Genomic DNA, 11,974 nt, shown 5'->3' with positions numbered 1-11,974 from the left:
AACTGAGTTAAAATGGCATATCGATCATGTCTCCGAAAGGATGGGGTACGTCGATCGGCATTCTGCCGGGTTTTGACTCATATTTGTCTATCCACTTTTTGGCCAATTCCAAAGCTTCCTCCTCAGTCTTGGCATTTTGGACAGCGACGTGGCGGTTGCCGCGGCTATCCCAAACCTCGACGTAGAAGACTTTCTGGGATTGAATAATCCAACCTTTATAAGTGTCTGCTGGTTCCATAGTTAGAATCCTAAAATAATCGGGCGGGGAGTTCCACTGGCTAGCTAATTGTAAATATTGCCCTGCATAAAATGAATTTTACGGGGGTTTCTATAGTATTTTTGGAAAAAAGTCAGTTTTACGGTTAACCTCATGACTAGACTCCTGAAGCAATTATTTAATTGGAGAAAATATCTCCAACCTTTGGCCGCGACGATCGCGATCGTCCTAATCGCATCCCAGATGGCGGTATTGCCGGCATTGGCGACGGGGGTATACGAAATCCCACTGTTGTCGGCGGGCGATCGAACTTGGGTGTTCGACAAAGGCGACGTGCTCAGCCGCAGCAGCGAAAGCAATATCAGCAGCGTGCTCGACAACCTGGAAAACAAAACAGGGAAACAAGTCAGGTTTGTCACCATCCACCGCTTAGACTACGGCGAAACGGCAGCCACTTTCACCGACCAACTGTTTGAACAGTGGTTTCCCGCAAAAGAAGACCAGACTAATCAAATTTTACTCGTTCTCGACACTGTTACCAACAGCGCGGCAATTCGCACCGGCGAAGGGGTTAAGTCCCTGCTAACCGATGAAATTGCCCAGAGTGTAGCTGGGGAAACCGTGCAAGTGCCGCTGCGGGAAGCCAATAAGTACAACGAGGCATTTGCGGCTGCAACTACGCGCATAGCAACTGTTTTGTCGGGCGAACCCGATCCGGGTGCTCCTGAAGTTGTTGACAACATTCAAGTTGAAGGCACGTTTAAAAAAGCTGAAGAAACAGATCAAGGCAATGCCACAGTTGTTGTGGTTGTGCTGTTGGTGTTGGCGACAGTAATTCCGATGGTGACTTATTTCTGGTATCAAGGTTTTTCGTGATCGGGTGCTGATAAATTCGATCTGTTGTGGTTTTGTCCAGAAATTAAGGCAGGACTGCACTAATCTTGAACGTATTCTCGATCGCTCAACAAAGCAATTTCTGCCCGTACAAATTCCCGTCCCAAATAAGCCGCGTGATCTAACAGTGTCACCGGACTGGGGCGGGTTTCTTCTAGAATTTTGACACAAAGTTCTTTGGCGGTTCGGCCGGTAAAAAGTGTGGACTGAGTGCGTTCTACCTTGCCGCGGGCGGGGATGGGTTTACCAGTTTCGGGATCGACGGCGAGGCCTCGATCGTCGATGATGTTGGTGAAATGTTTGGCACAGATTAAGCTAGTTTCGCGATCGAGATAAATGATGAAGTAGCCGCCTGGATCGAGGTCGATGTGGCGTTTGGATAGCTTGTCATCGATTGCGGTGAGGTTTTCCAATGTTTGACTCATGGTTGGTGAAAGGAAGTAAAGAATAGCTATATTTTTTTTGCTATTTCTAGTTTAGTCGGCTGTGGGACAAGTTTGGGACATTGGTTGGTTGAATGCGGGGGGAAGTTTCGGGCGATCGACATTCTACGCGATATCTGTGGGGACAGGGCATTGCCGTGTCCGGCGGTGGCTGCTGCGACTTTTAATGAGTGGTATAAGATTGAGGACTGTCACAAGACTTGTTGAACTTGATAGAATGAACCGCAGAGAACGCAGAAAACGCAGAGTGAAATAAGAGAGAGAAACAAAATATGTTATCACTGAGATATTGCACCATTTGCAATCAGCTTTTCAAGACCGGGTTGTCCTGCCCACCACCAGAAATTCACTCTTTGTGGAACAGGCATCTTGCCTGTTCTTGAGAATAGTGCTCTTCGGTGAGTTATCATTGGGGTGAGTAATTTTGGGATTTAATTATAAATGAAATTTATAGATTTATTTTCAGGAATTGGAGGTTTCAGACAAGGTTTTGAAAAAATGGGTTTTGAATGCGTTTTTTCATGCGAAATTAACAGCAAATGCCGACAAGTTTACACGGAGAACTTCGGTGAGGTTCCTTTTGGAGATATCAGTAAAATTAATCCCGTTGAGTTAGAAGACTTTGATGTTTTAGTCGCCGGGTTTCCGTGCCAACCTTTTAGCATCTGTGGCAAAAAGCTAGGTTTTGAAGATACTAGAGGGACGCTATTTTTTGATATTTGTAAAATTATCAAAATAAAGCAACCTCAAGTAGTTGTTCTCGAAAATGTCAAGCACTTAATCCATCACGACAAGGGAAATACCTTAAAAGTAATTATTGCTAGCCTTAGAGAGTTGGGGTACAGCGTGAATTACAAAATGCTGAATGCTAAAGACTTTGGAATTGCTCAACATCGTGAAAGAATATTTATCATTGCAACTAAAGGTAAAGAATTTAATTTTTCTCGACTTAAAAGCAAGTTTCCTCCGCAACTCAGGGAATTTCTAGACGAGACAGGGGATTTTGAAATATTGGACAAATCAGAGTATACTCTAATTGAGTCTCCGAGAAAGCAAGATTCGGGACTTTTGTTTGTAGGTTACAGAAATAAAGGTACTTGGAAAACTGGCGTGAGGCCCAATACAGAACATTTATCGAGAGTTCACAGACAGCCTAATCGCATTTATTCGGTAGATGGAGTGCATCCGACTATTCCTTCGCAAGAAACCTCTGGCAGGTTTTTTATCTACATTCCTGAGCAAGATATGGTGAGAAAATTGACGCTGAAGGAATGTTACCGTCTTATGGGTTTTCCTGAAGATTTTAAGAGTTATCCGAGTGCGGGGGAAAGTTACAAGCAAATTGGGAATTCGGTTTGTGTACCGGTGGTGGAGGCGATCGCCCAAGAAATATTAAGTCAAAATTTATTGTCAAATGAAACGAAGGAACCACAAAGACACCCAGAATCTCGATTTCTTGAAGAAGTCAAAACTCTAGCTAACACTATTACTTAATCTGACAACTTATTTTACTATCTTGACGAAGATTCCCATACAATTCGAGACTGTCTTGCCAATAAAAGTGCAAGCTCATCAGCCCTTGGACGGTTATCTTCACGATAGGGCAAGCCTATAACACTCCCATGAGATGAAGAGTCACGTACTACCTTTAGACCTAGTTCTCGAATTCCCCCTACATTAAGGCTAGCGACTCCTTCACAGTTTCTCAATGCACTCAAAGATTGCTCTATGGAAAAATTGACAGAAATACCCTGTTCGTTTATATTTTTCCGCAAATAGTGTCCGATTTGACGATCGATCTATCCCGATCTATCCATCCTTTTCGGAGAGCTCGGTAAACAAGTGTACGATCCGGTAATGTTTCAAACTCTGACCAAGAATTTCAAAGGTGGTACCCGCCACGTGATTTATCCGTGGAATCAATCCAAAATCTCAAATCTAAAATCCTCAAGCCCCCGCATTTATCAGTGGGGTCAATTTAAAATCTAAAATCTAAAATCTAAAAGCTAAAATCGATTGATGCACTCGCTGAAGATTGTTCTATCATATTTTGTTAAACCACTGCAACCAGTCAACTAATGTTGATGATGAAACGATATCTTCGACCGCATTTTCATTGTTTGCATGGTGATAAATGTCAACTGGTTGCTCTGCACTGAATGGACAAAATAGGCGAACTGTACGCTCTGGTTCTAAGCTTGTCCAATCTAGTGTAATACTGCCTCTGTCATCTGTACCTGTTGAGGCTTTTGGAAAACTGTTTCCCATGCTATCGTAGGCTTCTACAACTAACTTCATAGCTGTCCTGAAAGCATATTCAGTCGGTCTCAAAATTCCGTACTCATCCTCTTCTTCTAAATCTAAAAGCTCGATCAGACGTTCGACAGTGATTCGGAAATTCAATAAACCGCTATTGCTACTGCTATCAGTAATCTGTTCTTTCGCTACCGTCATAAGATTCAATCCCTTTTAGGCGATCGCCAGTTTCATTTTAACACAGCCTCATCCTGTGAAATTTGCACTCAAAACTCCGATCGTTGACTGTCGATCGATATTTGTATGAACACGGCACTGCCGTGTCCAAATCCGAATATATTTGTAGGGATACAGCACTGCTGTGTCCGCGATATTTGCAAGGACACGGCAGTGCCGTATCCCTACCGAAAACCGCCATACAAAAACCGATCGGACGCAATCTTAATTCCCGACTGCAAACAATAATTAGGCGGGAACTTGGATTTTTTCGGTGCCGGCAAGTTCAAAGGCTGCGTGAATTGCTTTCAAGGCAGTTACACCTTGTTCCTCATCCACAACGCAGCTAATTTTAATCTCGGAAGTTGCAATCATTTGAATGTTGATTTGCTGGCGGGAAAGCGCTTCAAACATCTTTGCCGCTACTCCCGGATGCGCTACCATCCCGGAACCGACAACGCTAACTTTGGCTATTTGTGTATCGACTGCTACTTCGCCCCATCCAAATTCGGGGGCGGCTTTTTCGAGGACTATTTTAGCAGCTTCGGCGTCAATTTGTGCTACGGTAAATGCAATGTCGCGAGTTAATATGCCGTCGATATTGTGGCAGCGCTGCGACTGAATGATTGTATCTACGCTGATATTTTCCTCGGCTAAAAGTCCGAACAGTTTTGCGGCTACTCCGGGTCGATCGGGCAATTGGCGAATTGCTAGACGTGCTTGATTGAGATCCAACGCAACGGCGCGGACTGCGGGCGGTTTGTGGGATGATGAATGCAGCCCAATAGGGGAGTTGGCGACATCAAATGCTTTGCAGAGTTCGGCAACGGCCCGATCGCAATCTTCAGCATCGATCGCACAACTAACTTTCACCTCGGATGTAGAAATCATTTGAATGTTAATTCCTGCATCCGCTAAAGTCTTAAACATCTGCGCCGCTACCCTCGGACGACCGATCATTCCCGCACCCGCAATGCTAACTTTAGCTATTGGCCGCTCTTCTGCTTTCACTTCCGGTTCTCCCAATTCTGGGCGAGAATTCTTGCCGAGGGTGGGGATAATAGCATCTGCAACCGCAGTAGCTTGTTGGAGAGATTTTCGCGTCACGGTGAAGGCAATATCGTTAGTATTTCCTTCATGAATTGACTGGATAATTAAGTCTACATCGAGGTTTTGTTGGGCGATCGCACCAAACAACCGCGCTGCTACTCCCGGGCGATCGGGCAAACGCAGTAGCGACACCCCCGCCTGATCTAAGTCAAATTCCACCGCATCGACGGCTTTTGCGAGCTCCAAGCCCTCCAAAGGCCGGGGTTGCGGGGGTGGGGATACGACACGGGTACCGGGGGCGTCACTCCAGCTAGAAAGCACTACCAGCGGCACGCCGTAATTCTTGGCAATTTCTACCGCGCGCGGGTGGAGGACTTTTGCGCCCAAACTCGCCAATTCCAGCATTTCGTCGCAAGTGATTTCGTCCATCAATTGCGCGTCGGCAACCAAGCGCGGATCTGTAGTCAGAATTCCGGGCACGTCGGTATAAATTTCGCATCTGTCGGCCCGCAGCGCTGCAGCGAGGGCAACTGCTGTGGTGTCGGAACCGCCACGGCCCAAGGTGGTAATTTCCAATTCTCCGGCATCGGCGATGCCTTGGAAACCCGCAACCACAACGACTTTACCGCTTTTTAACTGGCTTTCAAGCCGATTCGGATCGATTCGCAAAATTCGGGCGCGGGTGTGGGCGGCTTCGGTGACAATGCCGACTTGGGCGCCGGTGAGGGAAATGGCGGGCTGTCCCATTTCCTGCAATGCCATGCTCAAAAGTGCGATCGAGACTTGTTCCCCAGTGGAGAGCAACATATCCATTTCCCGCTTGTTGGGATTTGCGGAAATTTCCTTGGCGAGTTTAACTAAACCGTCGGTGGTTTTGCCCATCGCCGAAAGTACGACAACGAGAGAGTTGCCGAGCTGTGCTGTTTTTACAACTCGTCTGGCTACTTCCAAAATGCGATCGACTGTACCAACCGAGGTGCCGCCATATTTCTGAACAATTAGTGCCATAGGACTTACACAAAAAGTGATGCAATACTTAAGCTAATATACGCAAATTTTTGATAATAACCGATGAATGTTTATATTGTTTCTGAGGAGGCTGCTAGGCGATCGGGTTTTTACAGCACATGATGTTCCTAGGGACAGTGAATACCCGTGTCCCTACCTAAACCTGCGACTGATGGGAATTTAGATTTTTGATTAAAGAATTGAAGAATTGCCAATGACTTATGAAGATCCCAACCCCGATAATCATCAGTCATCCCCAATCTAAAATCTAAAATCTAAAATCTAAAGTCGAATTAGCCTCCTTCTAACTCTCGCAAACGCGCTTCCAAAGCTTGAATTCGCAGCTCTGCTTCTATTCGCCTTTGCCGTTCTCGTTCTGCCACTAATTCTGCTTGTTCTGCCCGTTCCTCGGCCGCCGGCAGCAAATTCCCGGAGGCATCCCACCAGCGCAGCCAAGGCAGTTCTACGCCCTGATAAACCCCTTGCCAAATGCCTAATTCCACTCCTATTTGTGCGATCGCGTAATGTCCGCGCTGATTTTGTGGGACTAACTCGAAGCGATCCTCTACCAAATGATACACTTCAACTTGTGCTTTGGTGACTTCATAAATGCCGTAAAAAGCAGGCCGAATTATCCGCTCGTAAATCCAGAATTTGCCCTGGCGAGGAGTCCTATCTCTTTCTTCACTGCCATCACCAGAAACAAATTCAAGTACAATCAGAGGCGGAATTAATTCCCGCCACATTACATAGGAACGGCGCAGATTTCCGTCAAGAGTTGGCGGCACGTCTGGCACGTAAAACCAATCAGGTGCTTCCGCTCCTCTTTCTGGCGGTTCCGGGGGTTGGGCTACCCGCCAATAAATACCGGAATCTTGACCGATGCAGTATTGCCCGTCGGGATGAACTTGGTCTAAAATCGGTCTAATTGATGTTGTTAACAGGATGCTTTGAGGATGTTCTTGAAAGTTTTTCACAAAAGTACCGTCGGAGTCTGGTAATTGAGTGTGGTCTGGGAAATCTGAGGCTAGAATTTCTGGTTTTTCGGTGACACTCATGTTGACCTCTTGAATGTTGAAAAATTATACTTATAATTGGTGGAGGAGAGATTAATTATGCTATTATATCGTGGAAAACCTCCCATTGCTATATAGAATATTTTAAATAATATGAGTCAGTACAAGTTAATTATTTTTGACTTCGACGGCACTTTGGCAATTACTCACAAAGCTATTGTATTTTGCTTTACCAAAACTTTTGAAATTTTCAATATTACCCCGCCTGCTGCTGATACTATTATAAGTACGATCGGCATCAATTTACCAAATAGTTTTAAAATCCTCCATCCGGCGATCGCGGAAAGCGCAATTCCTGAATGGGTTGAAACTTACCGCTCTTATTATCGGACGGAAGGTGAAAAGCAGGTAGAGTTATTTACCGGGACAAAGCAAGTGCTGCAGTTGGCGCGTCAGTCGGGATTGAGCCTGGGAGTTTTCAGCAATAAACACGTTAGTTTTGTGGATTTGTTACTGCAAAAACTGAAAATTCACAGTTTGTTTGATTTAATTTTAGGTGACAACGGAGAAATAATTATGAAACCAAACCCGGCAGTTTTTCACTCGATTATTAAACCGCTGTTCCCGGAGTTGGATAACAGTCAAATTTTAATGGTTGGCGATACAGCGATTGATTTGCTGTTTGCTAAAAATGCTGGGATAGATGTTTGTTGGGCGGCTTACGGATATGGCGATCGCGCTCAGTGTCTCGCCCTCGAACCGACTTTCGCGATCGACGATATTTCAGAACTGGCTGTGTTCGTTCAAAATTAATTTTTCCTGGTTTTTTATGAGAATAGTTTGAATCATTTAACTATAAAGTATTTAATTATTTTTTTTACGAGAGCCGGATGATGTATTTTTTATTTAAGTTAAAAAATAAATGACCGAACTTGTAAGCCGCCCAAACTCTGCCAAGTAAACTATACCAGAGATAGAGTTATGGTGGGAACAACTATTATAAATTAACAACTAGGATTCCTTTGAAGGTAGAAGGCACAAGGCAGAAGGCAGAAGGAAAAAAAACGAGGGAAGCCAGATTTTCTTTAGGTATAATTTACCGCCCAAATTCTGCATGATAGCCTTTTAACTTCAACCTTCAGAAAACAGACAATTTTGTTAAACTCTAGGGTGTGCTGGCAGTCGGTATCTACAATAAACTCAATTTATAGAAACTCATGCAGAGAGATATAAGCATTCCTTCTGAAACGCTATCGCCGACTCGTACTGGTGGCACACCGAATTTAATAGAAGAAGTCTGGAGGCTGTACGATCGCGCCCTGGCAGCTACCAGCAACGGCATCGCGATCGCGGACGCTACCCAGCCGGATAAGCCTATAGTCTACTGCAACGGGGCTTTCGAGCGGATTACAGGCTACAATCGCAGCGAAATAATCGGGCAGAATTGCCGCTTCCTGCAAGGCCCAGATACCGATAGCGCTGCAGTCGATCAAATCCGCGTGGCCCTGAAAGAACAGCATGACTGCAAAGTAGTTCTGAAAAACTACCGCAAAGACGGCACCGCCTTCTGGAACGAACTCACCATCTCGCCGGTTCGCGACAGCAGCGGACTCGTTACCCACTTCATCGGCGTCCAATCTGATATCACCGATCGTAAACAAGCAGAAGAAGCCCTCAAACAAGCCGAGGCAAAATACCGCAGCATCTTTGAAAACGCCACCGAAGGCATATTTCAAACCGCCCCAGACGGGCGCTACCTCAGCGCCAACCAGGCACTCGCCCGAATGTACGGCTACGATTCCCCGTCAGAACTGATCGCAAAATGTTCGGCAAAAAACCTTTACACCGATCGCACCCGCCGCGCTTCCTTCATGGCAGAAATCAGCAAAAACGGCTCCCTGAAAGAGTTTGAGTCCTGCGTCCGCCGCCAAGACGGCAGCACTACCTGGATCTCGGAAAACGTGCGCGAAGTCCGCGACGAAGATGGCGAGATCCTTTACTACGAAGGAACCGTCGCCGAAATCGCCGCCCGCAAAAAAGCCGAAGCAGCCCTGCGAAATCAAGAATACTGGCTGAAAACCGCGATCGACGCCGTGCCCGACGCGATCAACCTCACAGACAGCGAGGGGCGCTGGCTGATTGCCAACGACTGCGCCCTCCAACTTTTGGGCTGGGAAACCGCAGACTACCAGGGTAAAACTACTGCCGAACTCGCTGCCGCCGCCGATCCGAGAGTCAGAGAAATCCTGCTAACTTGGCAGGAAACCGACGAAACCACCTGGCAAGCAGGCACTCTTACCTCCAGCCGCCAAATTGTCCCCTTGCCCACAGGTGGCAGCAATTTGTTTGAAGTGCGGAAAGTGCCACTGTTCAACCCCGACGGTTCGCGCAAAGGTTTGGCAGTGGCGGGGCGCGACATCACCCAGGAAGTGGCAGCGGATGCAGCTTTGCGAGACAGCGAACAGCGGTTTCGGGCAATTTTTGAACGCGCTGCGATCGGCATGGTAGTCGCTACCCTCGAAGGTGTTGCGATCGCCACTAATCCGGCATTTCAAGCTATGCTGGGGCGATCGGAAGCTCAACTGCGGGGTCTCGACCTCGACGACTGCGCGCACCCGGAAGACGCACAAACGTCGCGCGAGTTGCGCCAACAGTTGGCCGCGGGCTTGCGCGAAGCTTACCAAATTGAGAAGCGCTACCTCCGCCAAGACGGCAGCATCAGGTGGGGACGCCTCAGCGCCTCTGTCATCGACAGCAGTCAGGGAACGCCACAGTTTATTTTGCAAATGGTAGAGGATATTACCGATCGCAAACAAGCCGAGTCAGCTTTGTTTCAAAATGAGGCTAAGTGGCGATCGCTAATTCTCAACAGTTCCGACATCATTACTATTCTCGACGCCAGCGGTCGCATTGTTTACGAAAGCCCTTCTGTAGAAAGAGTTTTAGGCTACGAACCCGATGAAGTCGCCGGTCAAATTGCTCTCGATTTGATCCACCCTGACGACCTGCCCTCGGTGATTTCCGACGGCGAAAAACTGATCGCAAATCCAGGCGATCCGATCGCCCTAGAAGGTCGGTTCCGGCGCGCTGACGGTTCTTGGTGTTTTCTCGAAGGTGTCGGCATCAACTTGCTAGCAGACCCCGCTGTGAAAGGAATTGTGATCAACTCCCGCGACATGACGGCGCGCAGGCAAGCAGAGTACCGCCTCAGCAAAATCAACGAGTGCTTTTTGGGATTCACCACCGACGCCACTGATAACATCCAGCGCCTGACATCCTTAGCCGGCGAGCTTTTGGGCGGAAGCTGCGCCATCTACAGCCGCGTCGGTGACGGTCTGCTGCGCGCGATCGGGACTTGGCAAGCGCCGCCGGACTACCCGCTAGTCGATCGCGCCGAGGGTCACATCTGCACCGACGTATGCAGCAAAGGAAGCGATCGGGCTGTTGCCATTCCTGATTTGCAGAACACGATCTACGCCCAAACCGATCCCGCTGTCATCCGCTACCAACTGCGAAGCTATCTGGGACAAGCAGTGCGGCGGGGCGACGATTACGTGGGTGCGGTGTGCGTTGTCAACACTGAGTCGATCGCGCCCACAGAAGCCGACTGCAAGCTGATCGGAATTATTGCCGGGGCGATCGGAGTTGAGGAAGAACGGGCCGCCGCCGCCGATCGCGATCGGCAAAAATCCCAAGAATTGCAAACCGCTTTGAGCGACTTGCAGCAAACTCAAATGCAGTTAGTACAAACCGAAAAAATGTCTTCCCTCGGACAGGTGCTAGCAGGAATTGCCCACGAAATTAACAACCCAGTTGGCTTTGTCGCCGGCAACCTCTGCCACGTGCGAGGCTACGTTCTCGACTTGTTAGAAATCGTGCAAGTCTATCAAGAAGAGTACCCAAATCCCCCAGCAAAACTTCAGCAACAAGCCGAAGATATAGATTTAGAATTTCTAGCAGAAGACCTGCCCAAATTGCTCAATTCGATGCAGACCGGATGCGAGCGCATTGTAGAAATTATTCAAACTCTCCGAAATTTCTCGCGGGCGGACGAAGCGAAAATCAAAACTGCCGACATTCACGAAGGTTTAGAAAGTACCTTGTTAATGTTGAACACCAGGCTGAAAGCCAAACCCAACTGGCAGGGCATTAAAGTGATTAAAGAATACGGAGAACTGCCGCAAATAAACTGTCATCCCGGACTGTTAAATCAGGTATTTATGAATGTATTGGCAAATGCGATCGACGCCTTGGAAGAAAGCTGCAGCCAAGCAAAAGACACCGCAAATTCTATCTTGCCTACTATTACTATTCAAACTGAAACGATTGATGACAAGAGCATTTTAATTCGGATCAAAGACAACGGGTTGGGCATTCCCGACGATCAGATTGTGCGTTTGTTTGACCCATTTTTTACCACAAAACCAGTAGGTAAAGGCACAGGTTTGGGTTTATCAATTTCGCACCAAATTGTCGTTGAAAAACACAACGGCAAATTGCAGTGCCTCTCAGAACCCGGTAAAGGTAGTGAATTTATTATCGAAATTCCAATTAAGTAGAAGGAATCAGGAAGGCACTACACGGATGAACACGAATACACGGATTAATTATTGAATGTGTGTAAATTTATGTCATGTCCGTTTGATTCGGACTTGTATGACGTTAAATTGTGTAGGGCCGGGTTCGCCTATATATTTGACAATTATCAACAAATTATATAAACCCGCCCCGCCCATACTTAGGATCGCGAATTAAATAACTTACAATTTTAATTGTTATTGTGGGATGGGCGTCTCGCCCGTCCAAAAAGGACGGGCGGGACGCCCATCCCACTTTCAAGAGTGGAAGTTATTTAATTCTCATTCCTTAGAAAC

At 47.1% G+C, this 11,974-nt stretch carries 9 protein-coding genes; 4 read left to right on the top strand and 5 right to left on the bottom strand.

Annotated elements, in window-relative coordinates; genetic code table 11:
* Positions 1-7 precede the first annotated feature (7 nt).
* Positions 8-238, bottom strand: a complete 231-nt coding sequence (locus tag QUB10_RS18830) for a hypothetical protein (RefSeq protein ID WP_006635545.1) — start codon at positions 236-238, stop codon at positions 8-10.
* A gap of 132 nt (positions 239-370) precedes the next feature.
* Between QUB10_RS18830 and psb32 the strand changes: the two genes are divergently transcribed.
* Positions 371-1,093, top strand: coding sequence for a photosystem II repair protein Psb32 (gene psb32 / locus QUB10_RS18825; RefSeq protein WP_333204486.1), 723 nt, complete (start codon positions 371-373; stop codon positions 1,091-1,093).
* A 59-nt stretch (positions 1,094-1,152) separates the two neighbouring features.
* Here the strand turns inward: psb32 and QUB10_RS18820 are convergent, their stop codons facing one another.
* The gene (locus QUB10_RS18820; protein ID WP_333152424.1) at positions 1,153-1,536 is read right to left on the bottom strand and encodes a DUF4346 domain-containing protein; all 384 of its coding nucleotides are present in this window, start codon (positions 1,534-1,536) and stop codon (positions 1,153-1,155) included.
* A 459-nt stretch (positions 1,537-1,995) separates the two neighbouring features.
* Here QUB10_RS18820 and QUB10_RS18815 point away from each other — a divergent pair, with 459 nt between their 5' ends.
* Positions 1,996-3,048: a DNA (cytosine-5-)-methyltransferase gene (locus QUB10_RS18815; RefSeq protein WP_333204484.1), complete on the top strand. Its 1,053-nt coding sequence runs from the start codon at positions 1,996-1,998 to the stop codon at positions 3,046-3,048.
* A 549-nt stretch (positions 3,049-3,597) separates the two neighbouring features.
* Here QUB10_RS18815 and QUB10_RS18810 read toward each other — a convergent pair.
* The 3 genes from QUB10_RS18810 to QUB10_RS18800 all read right to left on the bottom strand — a co-directional run bounded on the left by QUB10_RS18810 (position 3,598) and on the right by QUB10_RS18800 (position 7,142).
* Entirely contained in the window at positions 3,598-4,008 is a 411-nt protein-coding gene (locus tag QUB10_RS18810) for a hypothetical protein (protein WP_333204482.1), read from the bottom strand.
* Positions 4,009-4,275: 267 nt separating this feature from the next.
* Positions 4,276-6,084, bottom strand: coding sequence for an aspartate kinase (locus QUB10_RS18805; RefSeq protein ID WP_333204480.1), 1,809 nt, complete (start codon positions 6,082-6,084; stop codon positions 4,276-4,278).
* A 293-nt stretch (positions 6,085-6,377) separates the two neighbouring features.
* Positions 6,378-7,142 (bottom strand): Uma2 family endonuclease, encoded by a 765-nt coding sequence (locus QUB10_RS18800; protein WP_333204478.1) that lies wholly within the window; start codon positions 7,140-7,142, stop codon positions 6,378-6,380.
* Between the two features lie 111 nt (positions 7,143-7,253).
* Here QUB10_RS18800 and QUB10_RS18795 point away from each other — a divergent pair, with 111 nt between their 5' ends.
* Positions 7,254-7,913, top strand: coding sequence for an HAD family hydrolase (locus QUB10_RS18795; RefSeq protein WP_333204476.1), 660 nt, complete (start codon positions 7,254-7,256; stop codon positions 7,911-7,913).
* Positions 7,914-8,317: 404 nt separating this feature from the next.
* Complete coding sequence (locus QUB10_RS18790) at positions 8,318-11,659, top strand: PAS domain S-box protein (protein WP_333204474.1); 3,342 nt, start codon at positions 8,318-8,320, stop codon at positions 11,657-11,659.
* The last annotated feature ends 315 nt before the right edge of the window (positions 11,660-11,974 follow it).

This window comes from Microcoleus sp. B5-D4, assembly GCF_036705145.1.
Taxonomy (GTDB): domain Bacteria; phylum Cyanobacteriota; class Cyanobacteriia; order Cyanobacteriales; family Microcoleaceae; genus Microcoleus.
The sequence above is the reverse complement of the archived record's forward strand: the minus strand, read 5'-3'. Positions and strand labels throughout refer to the sequence as shown.

What these genes read in the sequence shown, in the direction of transcription:
- QUB10_RS18790 (WP_333204474.1), top strand. Translation starts at nt 8,318, where the DNA reads ATGCAGAGAGATATAAGCATTCCTTCTGAAACGCTATCGCCGACTCGT.
- QUB10_RS18795 (WP_333204476.1), top strand. Translation starts at nt 7,254, where the DNA reads ATGAGTCAGTACAAGTTAATTATTTTTGACTTCGACGGCACTTTGGCA.
- QUB10_RS18815 (WP_333204484.1), top strand. Translation starts at nt 1,996, where the DNA reads ATGAAATTTATAGATTTATTTTCAGGAATTGGAGGTTTCAGACAAGGT.
- QUB10_RS18805 (WP_333204480.1), bottom strand. Translation starts at nt 6,084, where the DNA reads ATGGCACTAATTGTTCAGAAATATGGCGGCACCTCGGTTGGTACAGTC.
- QUB10_RS18820 (WP_333152424.1), bottom strand. Translation starts at nt 1,536, where the DNA reads ATGAGTCAAACATTGGAAAACCTCACCGCAATCGATGACAAGCTATCC.
- QUB10_RS18800 (WP_333204478.1), bottom strand. Translation starts at nt 7,142, where the DNA reads ATGAGTGTCACCGAAAAACCAGAAATTCTAGCCTCAGATTTCCCAGAC.
- psb32 (WP_333204486.1), top strand. Translation starts at nt 371, where the DNA reads ATGACTAGACTCCTGAAGCAATTATTTAATTGGAGAAAATATCTCCAA.
- QUB10_RS18830 (WP_006635545.1), bottom strand. Translation starts at nt 238, where the DNA reads ATGGAACCAGCAGACACTTATAAAGGTTGGATTATTCAATCCCAGAAA.
- QUB10_RS18810 (WP_333204482.1), bottom strand. Translation starts at nt 4,008, where the DNA reads ATGACGGTAGCGAAAGAACAGATTACTGATAGCAGTAGCAATAGCGGT.